This window comes from Paraburkholderia sp. (genome assembly GCF_035948235.1).
Taxonomy (GTDB): domain Bacteria; phylum Pseudomonadota; class Gammaproteobacteria; order Burkholderiales; family Burkholderiaceae; genus Paraburkholderia.
In genome coordinates, this window is sequence record NZ_DASZJJ010000223.1 from 1 (window position 1) to 21,885 (window position 21,885).

Consider the following 21,885-nt stretch of genomic DNA (forward strand, 5'->3'; position numbering starts at 1 on the left):
AAATTCCTGCTGGATACGAATACGGTTATCGCGATCCTCAAAGGTCATTCAACGGTTTTGGCGCGTCTGCACGAACACTCCCCCAGCGATTTTGGGCTGCCTTCGATCGTTGCACATGAACTCTACTTTGGCGCCTACAAAAGCCACCGCTCCGTTGAAAATGTGGAGCGTGTCAACGCACTTCAATTCGAAGTTGTCTCGTTCGACGTGGAAGACGCGCAGCATGCCGGCGAAATTCGCGCGCATCTTTCTGCGGCTGGCTCTCCGATAGGTCCATACGACGCACTCATCGCCGGGCAGGCGCGCGCTCGCCAACTCGTGCTGGTGACGCACAACGTGCGCGAGTTTGCGCGCGTCGAAGGTCTGCTTATCGAGGACTGGCAGGCCAGCGCCTAAGAAGGCGCGAGTCGTCCGAACGCAATCCGTCTCGACAGAGGGTCGGAGGGGTTTTTCATCCGGTCCGCGATCGTTCAGACCGCCACCCCAAACAACACCAGGGTCCGCGACTCAAGCCCTCGCATCTCGTTAACGCTAAAATACGCGTTTCCCCAATTCGAGTTGCAGCCGCGCCAACGCCTTCGACTTTTGTCGGAGCCAGCCGGGCGCGCTGCCGCTTTTGTCGCGCATCATGTTCACAATCGGCCGCCACACCCTGCGCAATAACCTGTTCGTCGCCCCCATGGCGGGCGTAACGGACCGGCCCTTCCGCCAGTTGTGCAAGCGCCTCGGCGCGGGCTACGCCGTGTCGGAAATGGTCGCTTCCAACGCGCAGCTCTGGAAGAGCGAAAAGACCATGCGCCGCGCCAATCACGCGGGCGAAGTCGAGCCGATTTCCGTGCAGATCGCCGGCGCCGACCCAGAAATGATGGCCGAAGCGGCGCGGTATAACGTCGCAAACGGCGCGCAGATCATCGACATCAACATGGGCTGCCCGGCCAAAAAGGTCTGCAACGTGGCCGCCGGTTCCGCCCTGCTGCAAAACGAGCCGCTCGTCGCGCGCATCGTTAAGTCGGTGGTGGACGCCGTTGGCGTGGGGCCAGATGCCGTGCCCGTCACGCTGAAAATCCGCACCGGTTGGGATCGCGATCACAAGAACGCGCTCACCATCGCGCGCATCGCCGAAGAAAGCGGCATTTCGATGCTGACCGTGCACGGCCGCACGCGCGCCGACCTCTATCACGGCGAAGCCGAGTACGAAACGATTGCGGCGGTGAAGGCTGCGGCGCGCATCCCGGTAGTCGCTAACGGTGACATAACGAAGCCGCAAAAGGCGCAACACGTGCTCGCCGTCACCGGCGCGGACGCCATCATGATCGGCCGCGCGGCGCAGGGGCGTCCGTGGCTGTTCCGCGAAATCGAGCATTTTCTTGCCACTGGCGAGCTGTTGCCGTCGCCGCGCGTGGACGAAATCCAGATGATCATGAACGAGCATCTGGAGGACCACTACGCGTTTTATGGCGAGTTTACGGGCGTGCGTACTGCGCGCAAGCATATCGGCTGGTACACTCGCGGCCTTTGCGGCGCCAACGCGTTCCGGCATCGCATGAACACGCTGGACACCACACGCGAACAACTCGCCGCCGTCAATCAGTTCTTCGACGAGCAGAAGGCCGTTTCCGAGCGCCTCGTCTACGAAGACGACGAGAACGGCGCACAAGGCGAGCGCGAACCTACCGATCGACTGGCAGCATGAGCAAGCACAATATCGAACAATCCGTCCGCGATAGCCTGGGAGTCTATTTCCAGGATCTCGACGGCAGCAATCCGCACGACGTCTATGAAATGGTGATGGCGTGCGTCGAAAAACCGATGCTCGAGGTGGTGCTCGAGCAGGCCGGCGGCAATCAGTCGCTGGCCGCCGAGTACCTCGGCATCAACCGCAATACGCTGCGCAAGAAGCTCCAGCAGCACGGCCTGCTGTAACAGCCGTCGCGGCCCGCCGCACATCTGGACTTCCAGCGCTTCTTCCTCGATCTCCCGGCAACTCTCCCCCATCATGATCAAGCAAGCGCTCATCTCCGTTTCCGACAAGTCAGGCATCGTCGATTTCGCGAAATCGCTGTCGGACCTCGGCGTCAAGATCCTCTCGACCGGCGGCACCGCGAAACTGCTCGCGGACGCGGGCCTTCCCGTTACCGAAGTGGCCGATTACACCGGCTTCCCGGAAATGCTCGATGGGCGCGTGAAGACGCTGCACCCGAAGGTCCACGGCGGCATCCTCGCGCGCCGCGACCTGCCGGAACACATGGCAGCGCTCGAAAAGCACGACATCCCGACGATCGATCTGCTGGTCGTGAATCTCTACCCGTTCGTCCAGACGATCTCGAAGGAAGAGTGCTCGCTGGAAGACGCGATCGAGAACATCGACATCGGCGGCCCGACGATGCTGCGCTCGGCGGCGAAGAACCATCGTGACGTGACGGTTGTGGTCGACCCGACCGATTACGCCAAGGTGCTGGAAGAGATGCGCGCAAACGGCAACAACGTGGGCTACGCGACCAACTTCCGCCTCGCGACCAAGGTATTCGCGCACACCGCGCAGTACGACGGTGCGATCACGAACTACCTCACGAGCCTGACCGAAGCGCTGGAGCACAAGTCGCGCAACGCTTATCCCGCCACGCTGAACCTCGCGTTCGACAAGGTCCAGGATCTGCGTTACGGCGAAAACCCGCACCAGAGCGCTGCGTTCTACCGCGATCTGGCCTCGCCCGCCGGCGCGCTTGCGAACTACACGCAGCTTCAGGGCAAGGAACTCTCGTACAACAACATCGCTGACTCCGACGCGGCGTGGGAATGCGTGAAGACTTTCGACGTGCCCGCCTGCGTGATCGTCAAGCATGCGAACCCGTGCGGCGTGGCGGTCGGCAAGGACGCGCTCGAATCGTATTCGAAGGCGTTCCAGACCGATCCGACCTCGGCGTTCGGCGGCATCATCGCCTTTAACCGCGAAGTCGACGAAGCCGCGGCGCAAGCCGTGTCGAAGCAGTTCGTCGAAGTGCTGATCGCGCCGTCGTTCTCGGATGCGGCCAAGGCCGTGTTCGCAGCGAAGCAGAACGTGCGTCTGCTCGAAATCGCGTTGGGTGAAGGCCATAACGCGTTCGATCTGAAGCGCGTGGGCGGCGGTCTGCTGGTGCAATCGCTCGACTCGAAGAACGTGCAGCCGCACGAACTGCGCGTCGTCACCAAGCGTCACCCGACGCCCAAGGAAATGGACGATCTGCTGTTCGCATGGCGCGTCGCGAAGTTCGTGAAGTCCAACGCCATCGTGTTCTGCGCGAACGGCATGACGATGGGCGTGGGCGCGGGCCAGATGAGCCGCGTGGACTCGGCGCGCATCGCCAGCATCAAGGCGGAAAACGCGGGCCTGCAACTGGCGGGTTCGGCAGTGGCGTCGGATGCGTTCTTCCCGTTCCGTGACGGTCTGGACGTGGTGGTCAACGCGGGCGCGACCTGCGTGATCCAGCCGGGCGGCTCGATGCGCGACGACGAAGTGATCGCCGCCGCCGACGAGCACAACATCGCCATGGTGATGACGGGCATCCGCCACTTCCGTCACTGATCGGCACGCAGTATTCGCGGCAGTATTCGTAAAGGCCCGCTGGACCGCACGTCCAGCGGGCTTTTTCTTTGCGCTCCAGCAGGGCATGGCGGGCTCGCGACAAGCGCGCCGTTCGTTGTACCATCGCAGGCACACTCGTTTTTTCAGCATTTCATGAGAATTCTCGGCATCGACCCCGGCTTGCGCGTGACCGGTTTTGGCGTGATCGAGCGTCACGGCCATCAGCTCACGTATGTCGCAAGCGGCGTCATCCGCACCGCCGATGCCGATCTGCCCGCGCGTCTGGGCACCATCTTCGAAAGCGTGTCCACGCTGGTCCGCCAGCACGCGCCCGATCAGGCCGCGATCGAAAAGGTCTTCGTCAACGTCAATCCGCAATCGACGCTGCTGCTTGGCCAGGCACGCGGCGCGGCGATCTGCGGCCTCGTTTCCGGCGGCGTGCCGGTGGCCGAATACACCGCGCTGCAACTGAAACAGGCGGTGGTGGGCTACGGACGCGCGACCAAGGAACAGATGCAGCAGATGGTCGTGCGGCTTCTGTGCCTCACCGGCATACCCAGCACCGACGCCGCCGACGCGCTCGGCATGGCGATCTGCCACGCGCACAGCGGCGACACGCTCGCCACGCTAGGAGGCCTCGCGCCTGCGCTGGCGAAGAAAGGCGTGCGCGTGCGACGCGGCCGGCTTATTGGTTAATGAGCGGCTGATGGCCGTTGCACGTTTGACTGGCCGAATGGCCGACTCCTGGCGCTTCGTGCGCTCCGCTACACTCTCCGCTTTCTCTTATCACTGAACCTGCCATGATCGGTCGCATTGCCGGCGTATTGCTGGAAAAGAACCCGCCGCACCTGCTCATCGACTGCAACGGCGTCGGCTACGAAGTCGATGTGCCGATGAGCACGTTCTACAACCTGCCCGGCTGCGGCGAGCGCGTCGTGCTGCTCACGCAGATGATCGTGCGCGAAGACGCGCATCTGCTGTTCGGCTTCGCCACCATCGAAGAACGCGCCACGTTTCGCGAACTGCTCAAGATCACCGGCATCGGCGCGCGCATGGCGCTGGCGATCCTCTCGGGCATGAGCGTGGGCGATCTTTCGCAGGCCATCACGATGCAGGATTCCGCGCGCCTCACGCGCGTGCCGGGCATCGGCAAGAAGACGGCCGAGCGCTTGCTGCTCGAACTCAAGGGCAAGCTCGGCGCGGACCTGGGCGCGATGGCCGCGGCGGCCTCGCCGTCGGATCACGCGAACGACATCCTCAACGCGCTGCTCGCACTCGGTTATTCGGAGAAAGAAGGCCTCGCGGCGATCAAGAACGTGCCGGCTGGCTCGGGCGTCTCCGATGGCATCAAGGCTGCGCTGAAGGCGCTCTCCAAAGCCTGATTCCGGCTTGAATGCCTGGGCGCGTAGCATGCGCGCCCAAGGCTTGCCGGCGCGGGCTGGCAGTTAGTTGCACCGTCCTTCCGAAGCCGTTCCAGAGCTGGAAACCGCGGCGTCCTGGGCGCCAGGCGCGCGGTACAATCGCTGGATGATCGAAACCGACAAACTCGCCGCGAATCGCGCAACGGGCGCTGGCGCCGACCGCGTGATTGCCCCCACGCCCGCCTCGTCCGGCGAAGAAGCGTTCGAGCGCGCCTTGCGTCCGCGCCAGCTCGACGAATACGTCGGCCAGGAAAAGGTGCGCGGCCAGCTCGAAATCTTCATCGAAGCCGCCAAGCGCCGCTCCGAACCGCTCGACCACGTGCTGCTGTTCGGGCCGCCGGGTCTGGGCAAGACCACGCTTGCGCACATCATCGCGCGCGAAATGGGGGTCAGCCTGCGTCAAACGTCGGGCCCGGTGCTCGAACGCGCGGGCGACCTCGCCGCGCTGCTCACCAATCTCGAAGCCAACGACGTGCTGTTCATCGACGAAATCCACCGGCTCTCGCCGGTCGTCGAGGAAATCCTGTATCCGGCGCTCGAGGATTATCAGATCGACATCATGATCGGCGAAGGACCGGCCGCACGCAGCGTGAAGCTCGATCTGCAGCCGTTCACGCTGGTTGGCGCGACCACGCGCGCGGGCATGCTCACGAACCCGTTGCGCGACCGCTTCGGCATCGTGTCGCGGCTGGAGTTCTATAACGCCAGCGAGCTGTCGCGCATCGTGCAGCGCTCCGCTGCGCTGCTGGGCGCGCAGATCGATCCGCAGGGCGCGCTGGAAATCGCACGCCGCTCGCGCGGCACGCCGCGTATCGCCAACCGTCTGCTGCGCCGCGTGCGCGATTACGCCGAAGTCAAAGCCGACGGCAACATCACCGCGACGGTGGCCGATGCGGCGCTGCGCATGCTCGACGTCGATCCCGTCGGCTTCGATCTGATGGACCGCAAGCTGCTCGAGGCGATCCTCTACAAGTTCGATGGCGGCCCGGTGGGCGTGGACAACCTGGCCGCTGCGATCGGCGAGGAACGCGACACCATCGAGGACGTGCTGGAGCCGTATCTGATCCAGCAAGGCTTCCTGCAACGCACGCCGCGCGGGCGCGTGGCCACGCAGATGACCTATCGCCACTTCGGCCTGACCGTGCCCGACGGCACCTCTTCCGGCGGCGACTGGGACCCGAACGAGGCGTAAGCCGCGCGGGCCGCTAAACCGCCGCGAGCGAATCCACCATCATGTCCGATCACGCAGGCCGCCGCCACGACGCTCCCGAACCGAAAGGTTTCGCCGCTCAGTTCGCGCAGCGCCTGCGCATGACGCTCGCCGAAAGCGTCACGCATCTCACCACCGGCAGCGGCCCGAAGCTCGACTACTCGAATCCGCCGGGCGATCCGGGCCTGTTCGGGCCCGAAGCGATCTGCTGGAAAGTGCACGCCGATTTCGCCGGCATGATGGCGGGCGGCATCAGCGCGCTGCTGCTGCAGGCGCTTCATCCGCTCGCGCTCGCGGGCGTGTGGGACCATTCCACCTTTCGCACCGATATTCTTGGCCGCCTGCGCCGCACGGCTACGTTCATCGCGGGGACAACTTACGGCAGCCGCGCCGATGCACTCGCGCTCATCGAGCGCGTAAAGAGCATCCACCAGGGCGTGACGGGCACCGCGCCCGACGGCCGCCCCTATCGCGCGAGCGATCCCGCGCTGCTCACCTGGGTCCACGTCGCCGAGGTGTCGAGCTTTCTGGCCGCGTATCTGCGCTACGTGAATCCAGCGCTCTCGGGCGCGTTGCAGGATCAGTACTACGCCGAAGTCGCGCAGATTGCGGAACGACTCGGCGCGAGCAGCGTGCCGCGTTCGCGCGCCGAAATCACCGCGTATCTGCAGGCGATGCAGCCCGAACTGGTCGCAAGCGAGCGCACCCGCGAAGTCGTGCGCGTACTGATGGAAGCGCCCGCGCCGCGCCCGGCCATGCGTCCGGCGGGCGCGCTGATGCGCCAGGCAGGCATTGATCTGTTGCCGCCGTTTGCACAGGCAATGCTCGGGTTCGATCGCTTCACGCTCGCGCGCCGCACCGTGGTGCTGCCCGGCATGCGCGCAGTCGCGCCGGTGCTGCGCTGGGCGCTCGTGAACGGCGTATCCAAACGCGCGCGCCGCCGCGCCGCGATGCCGCCCTCTTCCTGATTGCGCCTCACGATCTGAACGTTGCCCACGCAACGAAAAACGGCCAGCCGCTCGCGCGTCCTGGCCGTTTTATCTGCAACGTCCGGGAACGTTACATCTTCACCACGTCGAGCAGCGTCTTCTTGCCTGCCTTGTAGTTGTAGAGCGAGATCACGCCGTGCTTGAGATCGCCCTTCGAATCGAACACGGTCTCGCCGATCACGCCCTTGTAGTCGGTGCTCGGGATTTCCGCGAGGACCTTGGCGTGGTCGGTCGAATTCGCGCGCTTCATCGCATCGACGACGATGTAGACCGCGTCATAGGTGAACGGCGCGTCGAATTCGATCGCATGGCCAAAGCGCTTCTGGTACTTCGCCGCGAACACCGCGCCGCCGTCCATGCGTTCGAGCGCCATGCCGGCCTGCGAGCAGACGATGTTGTCCGAAGCCGTGCCCGCGAGCTGCGCGAGGCTTTCCGTGCAGACGCCGTCGCCCGCCAGCACCTTCGCGCGCAGGCCGAGCTGGCGCGCCTGCTTGGCGAACGGGCCGCCGGTGGCGTCCATGCCGCCGTACATGATGGCGTCGGGGTTTTCGCCCTTGATCTTGGTGAGAATCGCGCGGAAGTCCACGGCCTTGTCGTTGGTCGCGTCGTGCGAGACGACCTTCAGGCCGAGCGATTTCGCGGTCTTCTCGAATTCGTTCGCGAGGCCCTGGCCATAAGCGGTCGAATCGTCGACCACGGCAACGGTCTTCACGTTCAGGCTCTTCGCCGCGTAATTCGCCAGCGCCGGACCTTGCTGCGCATCGGTCGCCACGACGCGGTACGTCGTCTTGAAGTTCTGCTGCGTGTACGACGGATTGGTCGACGACGGCGAGATCTGCACGATGCCGGCATCGCTATAGATCTTCGAAGCCGGGATCGATGCACCTGAATTCAGGTGGCCGATCACCGCCACGACCTTGTCGTCGACGAGCTTTTGCGCGACCTGGGTGGCCTGGCGCGGGTCGGCGGCGTCGTCCTGGGCGTCGAGCACGAGCGTGATCTTCTGACCGCCGATCGTCAGGCCCTTCGCGTTAATTTCTTCGACGGCGAGGCGCGCGCCGTTCTCATTGTCCTTGCCGAGGTGGGCCGAACCGCCCGTGAGCGGACCGACGTGGCCGATCTTGACGACCTGGTCAGCGGACGCATTGGCGCACATCGCGCCGAACGCCAGTACGGCAGCACTCACCGGCAACAGTTTGTGAAGCTTGAACGTCATGAAAATCTCCTGCGTGTTTTTTAAAACTCGTTCTAGAAACGGCTTTTTTCTGCAACCCAGGCTTTGCCGCACCAACAGCGCGTGGTGCGCGCGCGTTCCTCTTCAACGCACGGCCGGCAAGCGCATGCGTCGAGAGTCGCTGCGAGGCCCCACCGGCGCGGCTAGGCGCAAAGGTCGGAAGAATGGTATCAGGCGCGTTCGTTGAACGGCAGGCGTTCGCGCGTCAGAAACGCTTTGTGAACAAACGGCAGGAAGAAAGCTTGACGCGCACGCCGGTCCTGGTAAGGGAGCGCGGCGCGCGGAAATACAGGAGGTAAAACGATGGCCGGTTCAGCGGCCCGGTTCGGGCGTGCGCTTGAGGCCGTCGTCGGCGCTCTTGCCTGGCAGATGCGAGACGTCGCCCCAGGAAACCACGCGCGCCTTGAGATGTGCGCCGTCCCGCTCGAAATCGACCGTGTTCACGCTCGTGTTGAGCAGCGGCCACGCGCGCGGTGCTTCAAGCCCGATGTCATTGGCGAAACGATAGATGCAGTCGAGCACGCCACCGTGCGCCACGCAGGCGATGCGCCCTTCGGGGTGCTTCGCGAGGATCGGCTCCAGCGCATGCAGCACGCGATGATAAAGCTCGCGCTGCGATTCGCCGTCGGGCGGCGCGAAGCCCGGATCGCGTGTTTGCCAGTGCGCGTATTCGTCGGGAAAACGATCCGCAATTTCGTCGCTGTCGTGGCCCTGGAACGCGCCGTAGTTGCGCTCGCGCAGGCCTTCGGTGAGTTGAACCGTGAGGCCCAGCGCCTGCGCGATCGGCTGTGCAGTTTGTTGCGCGCGCAACAGATCGCTCGACCAGATCGCATCGAGCCGAACGCCGTCGCGCGCTTGCTGCGCAAAACGTTCGCCGAGCCGTTGCGCCTGTTCGACACCGCTCGTCGCGAGTGGAATGTCGATGTGCCCCTGGATGCGCTTGATGCGGTTCCAGTCGGTTTCGCCGTGGCGGATGAAGAGGATTTGCGTCGTCATGTTTGCAGCCAGAACGTGACGGGCCCGTCGTTGACGAGCGACACCTGCATGTCCGCGCCAAATTCGCCGGTCTCGACCGTGGGATGCTTCGCCCGCGCAGCGCCGACGAAGTAATCGAACAGACGCCGCCCTTCGTCAGGCGGCGCGGCGGGCGTAAAGCTCGGACGCAGGCCGCTGTTGGTATCGGCCGCCAGCGTGAACTGCGACACCAGCAGCAGGCCGCCCGCCGTGCCGTTGCCGTCGATGTTCTGCACCGGCAGATTCATCTTGCCGGCCGCGTCGCTGAACACGCGATAGCCGAGCAGCTTCGCGAGCAGCTTGTCCGCGTTGGCCTCGGTGTCGCCGCGCTCCGCGCAGACGAGCGCGAGCAGCCCCTGGCCGATCTCGCCCGTCACGCGGTCCTGCACCCGGACGTCGGCGCGCAGCACGCGCTGGATCAGCGCGATCATGCGGTGAGCGTGACGCGCGCGAAGCGACGCTTGCCGACCTGCACGATGAACTCGCCCGCTTCAACCTTCAGGCCCTTGTCCGACACGGTTGCGCCGTCGATCTTCACGCCGCCCTGCTCGATATTGCGCAGCGCTTCGCTGGTCGACGGCACGAGGCCGGCCTGCTTGAGCAACTGGCCGATCGCGAGCGGCGCGCCCGCGAGCGTGACCGCAGGGATATCGTCCGGCACGCCGCCCTTGGCGCGGTGATTGAAGTCTTCGAGCGCGCGTTCTGCGTCGTTCTGCGAGTGAAAACGCGCGACGATTTCCTGCGCCAGCAGCACCTTGAAATCGCGCGGATTGCGGCCCGCGTCGATCTCACGCTTGAAGCCTTCGATCTCGTCCATCGGACGGAACGACAGCAGCGTGAAGTAGCGCCACATCAGCGTGTCCGAGATAGACATGAGCTTGCCGAACATGTCGTTGGGCTTTTCGCTGATGCCGACGTAGTTGTGCTTCGACTTCGACATCTTTTCGACGCCGTCGAGGCCTTCGAGCAGCGGCATCGTCAAAATGCACTGCTGTTCCTGGCCGTACTGCTTCTGCAACTCACGACCGACGAGCAGGTTGAACTTCTGGTCCGTGCCGCCGAGTTCGAGGTCGGCATTGAGCGCGACCGAGTCGTAACCCTGCATCAGCGGATAGAGGAATTCGTGGATCGAGATGGGCACGCCGCCCTGGAAGCGCTTGGTGAAGTCCTCGCGCTCCAGAATGCGCGCGACCGTGTAGCGCGACGCGAGCTTGATCATGCCGTCGGCGCCGAGCGGCATCGACCATTCGCTGTTGTAGCGGATCTCGGTCTTTTCGCGGTCGAGCACGAGCGCGGCCTGCTCGAAATAGGTTTTGGCGTTCGATTCGATCTGCTCGCGCGTGAGCGGCGGGCGCGTGGCGTTGCGGCCCGACGGGTCGCCGATCAGCGAGGTGAAGTCGCCGATCAGGAAGATCACGGTGTGGCCGAGATCCTGCAACTGGCGCATCTTGTTGAGCACGACCGTGTGGCCGATGTGAATGTCGGGCGCGGTCGGATCGAGGCCGAGCTTGATGCGCAGCGGCTTGCCGGTGGCGGCGCTGCGTGCCAGTTTCTGCTGGAATTCTTCTTCGATCAGCAGTTCGTCGACGCCGCGCTTGGTGACGGCGAGCGCGTGACGGACTTCGTCGGTGACCGGAAAGGCGTCTTTCGCCGCGCTATTGGGAGTGGAGTCGGTGCTCATGCTTCGATCGGTTCGATGTCGTTAAGTCTGGAGTCTAGACCGCGATTTTACGTGATTCGACACGCAGGGCCGAGGTTTGGGCCAGGTTTGCTCACTCCAGCGATCATTCGCGCACGACCGGCTCCACGCGTGGCAAGCCCTTCGAGCGCACCTGCCAGAGATCGTAGGCCGCCTGCTGTGCAAGCCAGAGATCGGCACGCGCGCCGTTTTCCGCGCCCAGCCACTGCTCCAGCCGCAACGCCATTTCCGGTGAAATTCCCGCCCGGCCGTTGAGCACGCGCGAAAGCGCAACGCGCGTGACGCCCAGCTGGGCGGCCGCATCGGTCACCGTCAGGCCGAGTTCGGGGAGGATGTCCTCACGCAGCGTTTCGCCCGGATGCGGCGGATTGTGCATGCGGATATCACCATGCGTTACCTTCGGGTCCTTCATCGTCGCCGCCTCTTTTCAGTGGTAGTCGTGGTAATCGACAAGCAGTGCGTTGCCGCGCTCGAACAGGAACGTCAGCCGCCAGTTGGCGCTCACGCTAACCGCGTGATGGCCGCCGAGACTGCCTTCCAGCGCGTGGCAACGCCAGCCCGCTACGTTCATGTCTTCCGGCGCCTGCGCCTCGTCCAGCCGCGCCAGTTGCCGCCGCAGCCGCGGTACGTGATCGGGCCGGATGCCCGCCTTGTTGCCCGTGAAGAAGAAATCCCGCAGGCCTTTGTGCTTCCACGATGTGATCATGCTTCCCCAGACAGTGCGAATTGAAGAAAGCTCACAGCGGCTGGGAACCTGTGTAGCGTATAGCCTCACTATACGAATCGACGCCTTCGAGGTCAATGAGCCAACTTCCATAGATTGATCGCGCTCAAGCACCGCGTCTTCCCCAGCCGCAAGCGATGCCCATCAGCGTCCCATTTCACAGCGCGCGCCACAACCAGCCGGATGGCTTACGCCGAACGGCCATTGCCGCGATAATCTTCGTCGGAATCTCTTCCTCGCATTCACGAAAGGAGCACAACGTGGCGGCACGCGACGCACAGAAAGATGAGAGCGCACACCCGGGCGACGGCGTGTATTTCGGTCTGATGTCGGGCACCAGCATGGACGGCGTGGACGGCATCGCCGTGCGTTTCGAGCATGGACAGCGGCCCGTGGTGCTGGCCGAGGCCTTCGTCGGCTTTGCGCAGGGTCTGCGCGACGCGCTCTTCTCGCTGCAACAGCCCGGTGAAAACGAAATCGAGCGCGCCTCGCTCGCGGGCAACGCCCTCGCCGCGCGCTATGCGGTGTGTTGCCACGAGTTGCTGCGCGCGGGCAATCTGTCCGCCGACGAGGTGCGCGCCATCGGTGCGCATGGGCAAACCATCCGTCATCGGCCAGAAAAGGGCTTCACGGTGCAGATCCAGAACCCCGCGCTGCTCGCCGAACTCGCACATATCGACGTGATCGCTGACTTTCGCAGCCGCGATGTCGCCTCGGGCGGCCAAGGCGCGCCGCTCGTGCCGGCTTTTCATGCGACGGTATTCGGCTCGCAGGAGGACACGCGTGTGGTCTGCAATCTCGGCGGCATCAGCAATATCACGGTGCTGAGCGCGACGGGCGCGGTGCGTGGCTTCGACTGCGGCCCAGCCAACGCGCTGCTCGACCTCTGGGCCGAGCGCCATCTGGGCAAGCCCTACGACGAGAACGGCCAGTTCGCGGCAAGCGGCAATCTGCATCAGCCGCTATTGAACGTGCTGCTCGACGAGCCGTTCTTCGAGCAGCAGCCGCCCAAGAGCACGGGGCGCGATCTGTTCAATGCCCAATGGCTCGACGAAAAGTTGAAGGGTTTCGAGTCACTGACGCCCGCCGATGTGCAGGCCACGCTCGTGGCGCTCACTGCGGTGAGCGTTGCGCGCGAGATCGAGCGTCATGCGGGCGATTGCCGCGCGGTCTATGTGTGCGGCGGCGGCGCGCGCAATCCCGCGCTGATGGAAGCCTTGCAGAAGGCGCTGGAAACGGGTGGCGTGCCGGTCATGACGACCGAGTCGCTGGGCGTGCCGCCGCAGCAGGTGGAGCCACTCGCCTTCGCCTGGCTGGCGATGCGTTGCATGGCACGCGAGCCCGGCAATCTGCCGGCCGTGACGGGCGCAGCGGGCGAGCGCGTGCTGGGCGCGATTTATCCGCGCTGATTTAAAATCGATACGCAAATAAAAAACGGGGCCGAAGCCCCGTTTTTTTGACTGCCAGCCGGATCGAGCGGATTCGATCAGACCGAGAACGACGAGCCGCAACCGCAGGTGGTCGAGGCATTCGGGTTCTTGATGACGAACTGCGCGCCATTCAGATCGTCCTTGTAGTCGATCTCGGCGCCGACGAGGTACTGGTAGCTCATCGAATCGATCAGCAACTGCACGCCGTTCTTGTTCATCACGGTGTCGTCTTCGTTGACGGCCTCGTCAAACGTGAATCCGTACTGGAAGCCCGAGCAGCCGCCGCCTTGCACGAACACGCGCAGCTTCAGCTCCGGGTTGCCTTCCTCGTCGATCAGTTGCTTGACCTTGTCAGCCGCTGCGTCGGTAAAAACGAAGGGACCGGGCATTTCAGTCACGGGGGTCTCGGTGACAGCGTTCATTCGAACTCTCCAAAAAAGCTTCTTGCCGCTATTGTAGGGCTGTTCCTGAGATCGTGCTTAAGCCCAGGAAATCAAGGGTTTCTCGCCACTTGTTTGAGCCACATCTCAATATGGGTCAAACAAGTGGCGCGTGTAGATGCTTCTCATAGACGAAAAAACCGCCAGGCGCATTCCTGCGCGAGGCGGTTCTTGCAGCAGCCATGCGCCTCCGCGAGGAGCGCATGGACCACAAAGCGTGAATCTGGGATTAACGCTTCGAGAACTGCTTGCGGCGACGTGCCTTGTGGAAACCGACCTTCTTACGTTCCACTTCACGTGCGTCACGCGTAACGTAGCCAGCCTTCGACAGTTCCGGCTTCAACGTTGCGTCGTAGTCCATCAGCGCGCGCGTGATGCCGTGGCGAACTGCGCCGGCCTGGCCGGTTTCGCCACCGCCCGTCACGTTCACCTTGATGTCGAACGTCGCGCCGTGGTTCGTGAGTTCCAGCGGTTGACGCACGATCATCAGCGACGTTTCGCGCGAGAAGTAGTCAGCAATAGGCTTGCCGTTGACGATGATATCGCCCTTGCCAGCCTTGATGAAGACACGTGCGACTGCGCTCTTGCGGCGGCCCGTACCGTAATTCCAGTTACCGATCATATGGGCTCCCCTTAGATCTCGAGCGCCTGCGGCTGTTGAGCCGAGTGCGGATGCGTTGCGTCTGCGTAGACCTTGAGCTTCTTGATCATCGCGTAGCCCAGCGGGCCCTTCGGCAGCATGCCCTTCACGGCCTTCTCGAGCGCGCGGCCCGGGAAGCGTTCTTGCATCTTGCCAAACGTCGTTTCGTAGATACCGCCCGGGTAGCCCGAGTGACGGTAGTACTTCTTGTCGGTCGTCTTGTTGCCCGTGACCTTCAGCTTGCCGGCGTTGATGATGATGATGAAATCACCAGTGTCGACGTGCGGGGTGAACTCAGGCTTGTGCTTGCCGCGAAGACGGCGTGCCACTTCGCTGGCGACACGGCCGAGAACCTTATCCGTCGCGTCAATCACGTACCATTCGCGCTGCACTTCATGTGCCTTGGCGGAAAAAGTCTTCATGATCGATCCAAAAAATAACTTGTGCCCTGATTCGGTCCTGCTTGTGTAGTGACGCTCGTTGGCGCCGGCGCAGGCTCTCCCTGGTCTGGACTTCCAGCAGCAAGCTGCGAGATGGCCCAGCTTCCCCGCGGGCATGGTGCGGGAAACATAAGATTATAAAGGGAAATTTGAAGCGCCGTCAAAATTTCTGCGGCGGACGCCCCCGCGGGTGCAAAACACGCGGACGAAAAAAAGCCCAAGCGCGTTTGCTCGGGCTTAATCCACTCTTTGGAGGAGGGTGGAGGAGACATGCTGAGGTGTCGTGAAGCACGACAACCAATGGAAGTCACTATACCGATCAGGCTTGTGCGACGCAAGAGAATTTGCATTGTGAAAGTAAAAACCATAATGTGAAACGCAAGAATTTCGCGACATGATCGAAAATTTCATTGAAAATCATTGCGTTAGACGAATTCAGGCCAAGATGCGTCTCAAGACGCTAGAGCGAAACCCCTAATTACGAGAGGGAAATTCCCTTGCGAGCGCGCTATCGCGCCGCAACATTCAAGCGAAGCGCATGATCGGCATGCGCCATGTCCCCCCGGACATACCAGTAGGACGCGGGCTACAATGCCAGCTGAATCGAGATAATTTGCGCAGGGGCAAACGCATGGAATGCAAAGTGAGCTGGATGGGTCAGGATGGCATGGCTTTCGCCGCCGAAACGGGCAGCGGCCACCTGGTCAACATGGACGGCGCTCCGGAAGGCGGCGGCCACAACCTCGCGCCGCGTCCGATGGAAATGGTGCTGCTGGGCACGGGCGGCTGCACGGCTTATGACGTGGTGCTGATCCTGAAGAAGAGCCGCCAGGAAGTGAGCGGCTGCAACGTGACGCTCAAGGCCGAGCGCGCGAGCGAAGATCCCAAGGTCTTCACGAAGATCCACTTCCACTTCACCGTGACGGGCAAGAACCTGAACCCCGCCACCGTCGAGCGCGCAATCAACCTGTCGCACGACAAGTACTGCTCGGCGTCGATCATGATCGGCAAGACCGCCGAGATCACGCATACGTTCGAGATCGTCGCTGCGTAAGACTAGCGAGCGAAAAAGAAAAAGCCGGCGCGGTTCTCAATGAACCGCGCCGGCTTTTTGCATGAATAAGGCTGCAAAGCGAGGCCGATAAGCCGGATTCTGTGCACACGCCGCGTCCGAAGACGCGACGCGCGTGGCAGCCATTCCTCTAGGCGCGCCATTGCTGACGCGCTCAAGCTTCCTACCCGCAGACGAAATGGGGGCCCCATCCTGCATCCCGAAGATGCGCGCCTGCCTACTTGGAATTGCTCCGGGTGGAGGTTACCGTGCCGTCTACGTCGCCGCAGACGCGGTGCGCTCTTACCGCACCGTTTCACCCTTACCTGATCCCGACCGAAATCGGGCCATCGGCGGTCTGTTCTCTGTTGCCCTGTTCCGCGTGTCGCCACGGATGGCCGTTAGCCATCACCCTGCCCTGTGGAGTCCGGACTTTCCTCGCCCCCTCGACCGAAGTTTCGGGGCCGCGACTGCCTGGCCTGCTTTGCGAGGCGCGATATTAGCACGCCTTCAGCGCGTACGCTGACGCCGCCCCGGCCGAAACACCGAGGCATCGTCGTAGAACGAAGGATCTTCGTTGGCCGCCCACCAGCCCGGAATGCCCAGCACGGGCAGCGGCGCGAAGCTGCGCCCGCCCAGATTGGCATCGGCGGCGAGCGCCGTGCTCACCTGATCGTCCAGATACGCGTTGCGCTGCGCGCGCGGCCACGTGAAATAGGCTTCCGGCACATCGACGACCCACGCGTGCGCCGTACACGCCACATAGGGCGCGATCAATTTTTCGAGCAGCGCGTGACCGAACACGCGCACTTCGCAGGCGCAATCCCACTTCGCGCGCCCCGCGATGAACAGCGCGCGCCAGTCGAAATCTCGCAGCGCCTGCGTGAGCGCGGGGTCGGCGCTCGCGAACAGCACGGCGTTTTCGTCGAACAGCGTGAGCGCGTCGCGCACGCCGCCGCGCGTCGGGCCCACACCCAGCACGTCGATCGCATCGGCCTGGCGCGCGTTGAGCGCTGCCTTGATGCGCGGGAACGCGAACCAGTGCAGCGCGTTGAAGAAGTCGTGCAGGTTGTGGCGCGTGGGCACCCCGCCCGTCGCGGCGATGTGGCCTTCGTAGGACGCACCCTCCGGCAGATCGTCCTGCGCAATGAAGCCAAGCGCCTGACCGCGGCCCGTGCGATGACCGGCTGCGCGCGCATCGGCGTTCAGCTCTTCCAGATAACGTGCGTAACCCGCCAGCGCGGCCTGCTGCCAGCGACGTCCACGCGCTTCGTGCTGGGCGAACCACGGGTACGACCAGTCGATGTCGGCGAAACTGCCTTCGGGGAGGCTTCGGCGCGGCGACTTCGGTGGCAACTGAAACGGCATCGATGCGCTCGCATCGATCGCTTCATTCGCCACGCCGGGCGTCGACTGGCTCAATCCAGCTTCCAGCCGATCGTTTCGCCGCCACGCAGCGGCACAACAGGCACGCCGCCCGCTTCGATTTCCGCCGGCAGCGTCCAGTCCTCGCGGCGCAGCGTGACGGTTTCAGCGCTGCGCGGCAGGCCGTAGAAGTCCGCGCCGAAGAAGCTCGCGAAGCCTTCGAGCTTGTCGAGCGCACCTGCGTTGTCGAACGCTTCGGCATAAAGCTCGAGTGCGTGCAGTGCCGTGTAGCAACCCGCGCAACCGCAGGCGTGTTCCTTCAGGCCCTTGGCGTGCGGCGCGCTGTCGGTGCCGAGGAAGAAACGCGCGTCGCCCGACGTCGCCGCCTCGACCAGCGCCACGCGATGCGTTTCGCGCTTGAGCACCGGCAGGCAGTAGTAATGCGGACGAATACCGCCGAGGAAAATCGCGTTGCGGTTGTACAGCAGGTGATGCGCCGTGATGGTCGCGCCCAGCAGGCCGGGCGCGGCGTTATCGGCGCGGATGTAATCGACGGCGTCCTTGGTCGTGATGTGCTCGAACACCACCTTCAGGCCCGGGAAATCGCGGCGCAGCGGCGTCATCACGCGGTCGATAAAGACCTTCTCGCGATCGAACAGGTCGATGTCGGGGCTCGTGACTTCGCCGTGCACGAGCAGCGGCATGCCCACTTCCTGCATCGCTTCCAGCGCCTTCGCGCACTTGCGGATGTCGGTCACGCCCGCGTCCGAGTTGGTGGTCGCGCCCGCCGGATACAGCTTCACGCCGTGCACGAAGCCGCTCGCCTTCGCGCGGCGGATTTCCTCGGCGGGCGTGTTGTCGGTGAGATACAGCGTCATGAGCGGCTCGAACTTCACGCCTGCGGGCAGCGCCGCGAGGATGCGCTCACGGTATGCGGCGGCCTGCTCGGTCGTGGTGACCGGCGGCTTCAGGTTCGGCATGATGATCGCGCGGCCGAACTGGCGCGCGGTGTGCGGCAGGACCGCCGCCAGCATCGCGCCGTCGCGCACGTGCAGGTGCCAGTCGTCGGGGCGGGCGAGCGTAAGAGTCGTGGGGGTGGAAGCGTTCATGGCTAGTCTGATACGTGATGCGCGGTGGGGTCGACACAGGCAACCATCGGGCAACCAGCGGGCATGGCGATGGCAAGGCGTCGCGCGCACACGACAGCCAACCCCGGCGCACACGCTTGTCCCGCAACGCTTTCGCGCAGGGCGGGAAAGCATCCGACAAATTTCGTATTGGCGCGCCGCAGCCCGGTGATATGCTTGGAAAATCATCATTGTACCGGGTCATGCTGACAGATTCGGGCCGTCTCGGCCCGGCATTGCCCGCGGCATCACAGCTTCAGACAGCATCAGACACGCGCCATGTGCCAACTTCTCGGAATGAACTGCGCCGCGCCGACGGACGTCACGTTCTCCTTCACCGGATTCGCGGCGCGCGGTGGCGCCACCGACCACCACGCCGACGGCTGGGGGATCGCGTTCTTCGAGGACAAGGCCTGCCGTCTCTTCATCGACAACGAGGCGTCGGCGCGCTCGCCCATCGCCGAGATGGTCAAGCGCTATCCGATCAAGTCGCGCAACACCATCGCGCATATCCGCAAGGCCACCCAGGGCGGCTGCTCGCTGGAGAACAGTCACCCGTTCCAGCGCGAACTGTGGGGCCGTCACTGGATCTTCGCGCACAACGGCGACTTGCAGGATTTCAATCCCGTTCTCACCGACGTCTATCAGCCAGTCGGCACCACCGACAGCGAGCGCGCCTTCTGCCTGCTGCTGCAAGGTTTGCGCAAGGCGTTTCCGGGCTCGCAGCCGCCGCTCGACGAGTTGTTCGCCGCGCTCGAAACGCTCACTCGCGAGATCACGCAGTTTGGCGTGTTCAATTTCCTGATGTCGAACGGCCAGGCGCTTTTCGCGCACTGCTCGACGCATCTGCACTATCTGGTGCGCCGCTGGCCGTTCTCGACCGCGCATCTGGTGGACGCCGACGTGTCGATCGACTTCGCGAAATACACCACGCCTGAAGACCGCGTGGCCGTGATCGCCACCGCCCCGCTCACCGACAACGAAGTCTGGACCCGCTTCGCCCCCGGCGACCTGCTGATGTTCCAGCACGGCGAGGTGATCGCGCAGACGCGCGTGCCAGTGCCGCAAAAGGTGCTCGACAAGCTGAACAACCCGTCGCTGGACGCGTCCGCGAGCGCATCGCGCGTTTCGCCGTGCGCGCAGCAGCCGGGCGAAGTCGATGCGGAAGCCGTCGCCGCCTTGCAGAGCTGGGGCGAATAAGGCTGCCTGCAAACCAGATTGCCGGATAAAAAAAGCCGCGCAAGCCCATGGGCTGCGCGGCTTTTTCGTTGCTGGCGCCACGTTCCGCAGAACGCAGCGTGCAACGGCCTCAGTGCAAGAATCAGTGCAGGATCTTGGCGAGGAAATCCTTCGCGCGGTCCGACTTAGGATTGGCGAAGAAGTCGTCCTTGCGGTCGTCTTCGACGATCGCGCCCTGGTCCATGAAGATCACGCGGTGCGCGACCTTCTTCGCAAAGCCCATTTCATGCGTCACGCACATCATGGTCATGCCTTCCTGGGCCAGCTCAACCATCACGTCGAGCACTTCGTTGATCATCTCGGGATCGAGCGCCGAGGTGGGTTCGTCGAACAGCATTGCGACCGGATCCATCGACAGCGCGCGTGCAATCGCCACGCGCTGCTGCTGACCGCCCGAAAGCTGGCCGGGGAATTTATCGGCATGAGCGCGCAGGCCGACGCGATCGAGCAACTTCAAGCCCTTTTGCGTGGCTTCGTCCTTGCTGCGGCCGAGCACCTTGATCTGCGCAAGCGTGAGATTTTCGGTGATCGACAGATGCGGGAACAGCTCGAAGTGCTGGAACACCATACCCACCTTCGCGCGCAGCTTCGACAGATTGGTGCGCTTGTCGCCCACCGACTGGCCGTTCACGAGGATCTCGCCCTGCTGGAACGGCTCGAGTCCGTTGACGGTCTTGATGAGCGTGGACTTGCCCGAGCCCGACGGCCCGCACACCACCACCACTTCACCCTTTTTCACTTCCGTCGTGCAGTCGGTCAGCACCTGGAACTGGCCGTACCACTTCGAAACGTTCTTAATTGAAATCATCTTGCGACCTTTTTCTGAAGTCCTTTCACAAGGCTCGACGCGATCACGCAGATCACGAAATAGCATGCGCCCGCGAACAGTACCATCTCGACCATCGTTCCGTCACGATCGCCCACATTGGTGGCCGTGCGGAAGAAGTCGGCGAGACTGATGACATAGACGAGCGACGTGTCCTGAAAGAGCACGATGGCCTGCGTGAGCAACAGCGGCACCATCGCGCGAAACGCCTGCGGCAGCACCACGTACTGCATCGCCTGACCATAACGCATGCCCAGCGCGAACGACGCGTTGACCTGCCCGCGCGGCACCGCCTGGATGCCCGCGCGAATGATCTCCGAATAATACGCGGCCTCGAACAGCGAGAACGCGATCATCGCGGAAGCCAGGCGAATGTCGATATCGGCCGAGAGACCCAGCAGATTCTGCAACACCTGCGGCACGATCAGGAAGAACCACAGCAGCACCATCACCAGCGGGATCGAGCGGAACACCGTGACATAGCCCTTGGCGAACCATTCGAGCGGCTTCACGCCCGACAGTCGCATGAGCGCGAGCAGCGTGCCCCACAGAATGCCTACGACGATCGCGCAAACCGTGATCTTGAAGGTGACGATGGCGCCGGTCCACAAGGTAGGCAGCGCGCCCGGAATACCGCTCCAGTCGAAATGATGCATCACTTGCCTCCGATATAGCCGGGCAGCCGGGTCTTTGCTTCGACCCAGCGCATCAGCGTCATGACGATCAGATTGATCAGCACGTAGGCGAGCGTGACCGCAATGAACGACTCATAGGTTTGCGCCGTGTAGTCGACGAGCTGGCGCGCCTGCGCGGACAGATCGAGCAGACCGATGGTGGACGCGACCGCCGAGTTCTTGAAGATGTTCAGGAATTCGGACGTGAGCGGCGGCACGATGATGCGGTACGCAACCGGCAGGAGTACGTAGCGATACGTCTGCCACTGCGTCAAGCCCATCGCGAAACCGGCGGCGCGCTGGCCGCGCGGCAGCGCGTTGATACCCGAGCGCACCTGCTCGCACACGCGCGCGGCAGTGAAAAAGCCCAGGCAGATCACCGACGCCGAGAAGAACTGCACACCCGGCGGCAGTTGCTTGAACGCATTGCCAAGCGACGGCGGCACGAGTTCCGGCAGCACGAAGTACCAGATGAAGAACTGCGCGATGAGCGGGATATTGCGGAAGATCGCCACGTACACCGTGCCGACGCCCGCGAGGAAACGGTTCGGCATTGTGCGCAGCACGCCGAAGAACGAGCCGACGACAAGCGCGATGACCCACGCGCACAGCGACACCGACACCGTCACCCACAGGCCCGAAATCAGCCAGCCGAGGTAAGTGGTCGGTTCGCCCGTCGAGACCGGGCTGAGCAGAATGCCCCAGTTCCAGTGATAGGACATGAAGAGACTCCAACAAAAAGAACGGAAGAAGCGCCGCTTTTTCGTGCGCTTCTTCCGTCCTGTGTTACACGCTGATCA

The 21,885-nt window shown here is 63.4% G+C and carries 25 protein-coding genes and 1 other RNA gene; 11 read left to right on the forward strand and 15 right to left on the reverse strand.

Going from position 1 to position 21,885, the window contains the following annotated elements:
• The 8 genes from VG320_RS19220 to VG320_RS19255 form a co-directional block, all read left to right on the forward strand.
• Positions 1-396, forward strand: a 396-nt coding sequence (locus VG320_RS19220) for a type II toxin-antitoxin system VapC family toxin (protein WP_327201674.1), incomplete at its 5' end; no start/stop codon positions are given.
• Between the two features lie 232 nt (positions 397-628).
• A complete protein-coding gene (gene dusB / locus VG320_RS19225) occupies positions 629-1,693 on the forward strand; it encodes a tRNA dihydrouridine synthase DusB (RefSeq protein ID WP_327201675.1) in 1,065 nt (354 codons plus the stop codon).
• On the forward strand, positions 1,690-1,923 hold the full coding sequence (locus VG320_RS19230) for a Fis family transcriptional regulator (RefSeq protein WP_027816854.1): 234 nt from the start codon (positions 1,690-1,692) through the stop codon (positions 1,921-1,923). Before dusB ends, VG320_RS19230 begins: the two co-directional genes overlap by 4 nt.
• Positions 1,924-1,996: 73 nt before the next feature.
• The gene (purH, locus tag VG320_RS19235) at positions 1,997-3,562 is read left to right on the forward strand and encodes a bifunctional phosphoribosylaminoimidazolecarboxamide formyltransferase/IMP cyclohydrolase (RefSeq protein ID WP_327201676.1); all 1,566 of its coding nucleotides are present in this window, start codon (positions 1,997-1,999) and stop codon (positions 3,560-3,562) included.
• Between the two features lie 153 nt (positions 3,563-3,715).
• Positions 3,716-4,258 (forward strand): crossover junction endodeoxyribonuclease RuvC, encoded by a 543-nt coding sequence (gene ruvC, locus VG320_RS19240; protein WP_327201677.1) that lies wholly within the window; start codon positions 3,716-3,718, stop codon positions 4,256-4,258.
• Positions 4,259-4,362: 104 nt separating this feature from the next.
• Positions 4,363-4,944 (forward strand): Holliday junction branch migration protein RuvA, encoded by a 582-nt coding sequence (ruvA, locus tag VG320_RS19245; RefSeq protein ID WP_327201678.1) that lies wholly within the window; start codon positions 4,363-4,365, stop codon positions 4,942-4,944.
• A 145-nt stretch (positions 4,945-5,089) separates the two neighbouring features.
• Positions 5,090-6,175 (forward strand): Holliday junction branch migration DNA helicase RuvB, encoded by a 1,086-nt coding sequence (gene ruvB, locus VG320_RS19250; protein ID WP_327201679.1) that lies wholly within the window; start codon positions 5,090-5,092, stop codon positions 6,173-6,175.
• 41 nt (positions 6,176-6,216) lie between these two features.
• Positions 6,217-7,161: an oxygenase MpaB family protein gene (locus VG320_RS19255; protein ID WP_414696076.1), complete on the forward strand. Its 945-nt coding sequence runs from the start codon at positions 6,217-6,219 to the stop codon at positions 7,159-7,161.
• A gap of 91 nt (positions 7,162-7,252) precedes the next feature.
• Here VG320_RS19255 and VG320_RS19260 read toward each other — a convergent pair whose 3' ends face one another.
• The 6 genes from VG320_RS19260 to VG320_RS19285 all read right to left on the reverse strand — a co-directional run bounded on the left by VG320_RS19260 (position 7,253) and on the right by VG320_RS19285 (position 11,835).
• Positions 7,253-8,398 carry a branched-chain amino acid ABC transporter substrate-binding protein gene (locus VG320_RS19260; RefSeq protein WP_327201680.1) on the reverse strand — a complete coding sequence of 382 codons (1,146 nt, stop codon included), beginning with the start codon at positions 8,396-8,398 and terminating at the stop codon, positions 7,253-7,255.
• A gap of 330 nt (positions 8,399-8,728) precedes the next feature.
• Positions 8,729-9,412 (reverse strand): histidine phosphatase family protein, encoded by a 684-nt coding sequence (locus VG320_RS19265; protein ID WP_327201681.1) that lies wholly within the window; start codon positions 9,410-9,412, stop codon positions 8,729-8,731.
• On the reverse strand, positions 9,409-9,861 hold the full coding sequence (dtd, locus tag VG320_RS19270; RefSeq protein ID WP_327201682.1) for a D-aminoacyl-tRNA deacylase: 453 nt from the start codon (positions 9,859-9,861) through the stop codon (positions 9,409-9,411). Before dtd ends, VG320_RS19265 begins: the two co-directional genes overlap by 4 nt.
• Complete coding sequence (gene tyrS, locus VG320_RS19275; RefSeq protein WP_327201683.1) at positions 9,858-11,111, reverse strand: tyrosine--tRNA ligase; 1,254 nt, start codon at positions 11,109-11,111, stop codon at positions 9,858-9,860. The genes dtd and tyrS overlap by 4 nt, the downstream gene beginning before the upstream one ends.
• A gap of 103 nt (positions 11,112-11,214) precedes the next feature.
• Positions 11,215-11,541 carry a HigA family addiction module antitoxin gene (locus tag VG320_RS19280; RefSeq protein ID WP_103702913.1) on the reverse strand — a complete coding sequence of 109 codons (327 nt, stop codon included), beginning with the start codon at positions 11,539-11,541 and terminating at the stop codon, positions 11,215-11,217.
• Positions 11,542-11,556: 15 nt separating this feature from the next.
• Entirely contained in the window at positions 11,557-11,835 is a 279-nt protein-coding gene (locus tag VG320_RS19285) for a type II toxin-antitoxin system RelE/ParE family toxin (protein WP_327201684.1), read from the reverse strand.
• A 278-nt stretch (positions 11,836-12,113) separates the two neighbouring features.
• On the opposite strand from VG320_RS19285, the gene VG320_RS19290 reads away from it, so the two are divergent.
• The gene (locus VG320_RS19290) at positions 12,114-13,262 is read left to right on the forward strand and encodes an anhydro-N-acetylmuramic acid kinase (protein ID WP_327201685.1); all 1,149 of its coding nucleotides are present in this window, start codon (positions 12,114-12,116) and stop codon (positions 13,260-13,262) included.
• Between the two features lie 77 nt (positions 13,263-13,339).
• Here the strand turns inward: VG320_RS19290 and erpA are convergent, their stop codons facing one another.
• The 3 genes from erpA to rplM all read right to left on the reverse strand — a co-directional run bounded on the left by erpA (position 13,340) and on the right by rplM (position 14,785).
• Entirely contained in the window at positions 13,340-13,705 is a 366-nt protein-coding gene (gene erpA / locus VG320_RS19295; protein WP_103702193.1) for an iron-sulfur cluster insertion protein ErpA, read from the reverse strand.
• Between the two features lie 247 nt (positions 13,706-13,952).
• Positions 13,953-14,345, reverse strand: coding sequence for a 30S ribosomal protein S9 (gene rpsI, locus VG320_RS19300; protein ID WP_027816868.1), 393 nt, complete (start codon positions 14,343-14,345; stop codon positions 13,953-13,955).
• A gap of 11 nt (positions 14,346-14,356) precedes the next feature.
• On the reverse strand, positions 14,357-14,785 hold the full coding sequence (gene rplM / locus VG320_RS19305; RefSeq protein ID WP_027816869.1) for a 50S ribosomal protein L13: 429 nt from the start codon (positions 14,783-14,785) through the stop codon (positions 14,357-14,359).
• A gap of 649 nt (positions 14,786-15,434) precedes the next feature.
• Here rplM and VG320_RS19310 point away from each other — a divergent pair.
• On the forward strand, positions 15,435-15,857 hold the full coding sequence (locus tag VG320_RS19310; protein WP_103702197.1) for an OsmC family protein: 423 nt from the start codon (positions 15,435-15,437) through the stop codon (positions 15,855-15,857).
• Between the two features lie 71 nt (positions 15,858-15,928).
• On the opposite strand, the gene rnpB is transcribed toward VG320_RS19310, so the two are convergent.
• The 3 genes from rnpB to pyrC form a co-directional block, all read right to left on the reverse strand.
• Positions 15,929-16,340: RNase P RNA component class A (gene rnpB, locus VG320_RS19315), an RNA gene on the reverse strand.
• Between the two features lie 24 nt (positions 16,341-16,364).
• On the reverse strand, positions 16,365-17,222 hold the full coding sequence (locus tag VG320_RS19320; protein ID WP_327201709.1) for a DUF3025 domain-containing protein: 858 nt from the start codon (positions 17,220-17,222) through the stop codon (positions 16,365-16,367).
• A 50-nt stretch (positions 17,223-17,272) separates the two neighbouring features.
• Entirely contained in the window at positions 17,273-18,328 is a 1,056-nt protein-coding gene (gene pyrC, locus VG320_RS19325; RefSeq protein ID WP_327201686.1) for a dihydroorotase, read from the reverse strand.
• Between the two features lie 297 nt (positions 18,329-18,625).
• On the opposite strand from pyrC, the gene VG320_RS19330 reads away from it, so the two are divergent.
• On the forward strand, positions 18,626-19,546 hold the full coding sequence (locus VG320_RS19330; protein ID WP_327201687.1) for a class II glutamine amidotransferase: 921 nt from the start codon (positions 18,626-18,628) through the stop codon (positions 19,544-19,546).
• Between the two features lie 121 nt (positions 19,547-19,667).
• Here the strand turns inward: VG320_RS19330 and VG320_RS19335 are convergent, their stop codons facing one another.
• From VG320_RS19335 to VG320_RS19345, 3 genes are read right to left on the reverse strand one after another with little or no spacing between them, the layout of a single operon-like run.
• Positions 19,668-20,393 carry an amino acid ABC transporter ATP-binding protein gene (locus VG320_RS19335; protein WP_327201688.1) on the reverse strand — a complete coding sequence of 242 codons (726 nt, stop codon included), beginning with the start codon at positions 20,391-20,393 and terminating at the stop codon, positions 19,668-19,670.
• The gene (gene gltK, locus VG320_RS19340; RefSeq protein WP_103702205.1) at positions 20,390-21,067 is read right to left on the reverse strand and encodes a glutamate/aspartate ABC transporter permease GltK; all 678 of its coding nucleotides are present in this window, start codon (positions 21,065-21,067) and stop codon (positions 20,390-20,392) included. The genes VG320_RS19335 and gltK overlap by 4 nt, the downstream gene beginning before the upstream one ends.
• Entirely contained in the window at positions 21,067-21,807 is a 741-nt protein-coding gene (locus tag VG320_RS19345; protein ID WP_327201689.1) for an amino acid ABC transporter permease, read from the reverse strand. Before VG320_RS19345 ends, gltK begins: the two co-directional genes overlap by 1 nt.
• Positions 21,808-21,885 lie beyond the last annotated feature (78 nt).

Coding starts and splice junctions, on each gene's coding strand:
- VG320_RS19330 (WP_327201687.1), top strand. CDS start 18,626: ATGTGCCAACTTCTCGGAATGAACTGCGCCGCGCCGACGGACGTCACG.
- erpA (WP_103702193.1), bottom strand. CDS start 13,705: ATGAACGCTGTCACCGAGACCCCCGTGACTGAAATGCCCGGTCCCTTC.
- VG320_RS19280 (WP_103702913.1), bottom strand. CDS start 11,541: ATGAAGGACCCGAAGGTAACGCATGGTGATATCCGCATGCACAATCCG.
- tyrS (WP_327201683.1), bottom strand. CDS start 11,111: ATGAGCACCGACTCCACTCCCAATAGCGCGGCGAAAGACGCCTTTCCG.
- rplM (WP_027816869.1), bottom strand. CDS start 14,785: ATGAAGACTTTTTCCGCCAAGGCACATGAAGTGCAGCGCGAATGGTAC.
- dusB (WP_327201675.1), top strand. CDS start 629: ATGTTCACAATCGGCCGCCACACCCTGCGCAATAACCTGTTCGTCGCC.
- ruvC (WP_327201677.1), top strand. CDS start 3,716: ATGAGAATTCTCGGCATCGACCCCGGCTTGCGCGTGACCGGTTTTGGC.
- dtd (WP_327201682.1), bottom strand. CDS start 9,861: ATGATCGCGCTGATCCAGCGCGTGCTGCGCGCCGACGTCCGGGTGCAG.
- ruvB (WP_327201679.1), top strand. CDS start 5,090: ATGATCGAAACCGACAAACTCGCCGCGAATCGCGCAACGGGCGCTGGC.
- pyrC (WP_327201686.1), bottom strand. CDS start 18,328: ATGAACGCTTCCACCCCCACGACTCTTACGCTCGCCCGCCCCGACGAC.
- VG320_RS19260 (WP_327201680.1), bottom strand. CDS start 8,398: ATGACGTTCAAGCTTCACAAACTGTTGCCGGTGAGTGCTGCCGTACTG.
- VG320_RS19230 (WP_027816854.1), top strand. CDS start 1,690: ATGAGCAAGCACAATATCGAACAATCCGTCCGCGATAGCCTGGGAGTC.
- VG320_RS19345 (WP_327201689.1), bottom strand. CDS start 21,807: ATGTCCTATCACTGGAACTGGGGCATTCTGCTCAGCCCGGTCTCGACG.
- ruvA (WP_327201678.1), top strand. CDS start 4,363: ATGATCGGTCGCATTGCCGGCGTATTGCTGGAAAAGAACCCGCCGCAC.
- VG320_RS19335 (WP_327201688.1), bottom strand. CDS start 20,393: ATGATTTCAATTAAGAACGTTTCGAAGTGGTACGGCCAGTTCCAGGTG.
- rpsI (WP_027816868.1), bottom strand. CDS start 14,345: ATGATCGGTAACTGGAATTACGGTACGGGCCGCCGCAAGAGCGCAGTC.
- VG320_RS19255 (WP_414696076.1), top strand. CDS start 6,217: ATGTCCGATCACGCAGGCCGCCGCCACGACGCTCCCGAACCGAAAGGT.
- VG320_RS19320 (WP_327201709.1), bottom strand. CDS start 17,222: ATGCCGTTTCAGTTGCCACCGAAGTCGCCGCGCCGAAGCCTCCCCGAA.
- VG320_RS19265 (WP_327201681.1), bottom strand. CDS start 9,412: ATGACGACGCAAATCCTCTTCATCCGCCACGGCGAAACCGACTGGAAC.
- VG320_RS19310 (WP_103702197.1), top strand. CDS start 15,435: ATGGAATGCAAAGTGAGCTGGATGGGTCAGGATGGCATGGCTTTCGCC.
- purH (WP_327201676.1), top strand. CDS start 1,997: ATGATCAAGCAAGCGCTCATCTCCGTTTCCGACAAGTCAGGCATCGTC.
- gltK (WP_103702205.1), bottom strand. CDS start 21,067: ATGCATCATTTCGACTGGAGCGGTATTCCGGGCGCGCTGCCTACCTTG.
- VG320_RS19285 (WP_327201684.1), bottom strand. CDS start 11,835: ATGATCACATCGTGGAAGCACAAAGGCCTGCGGGATTTCTTCTTCACG.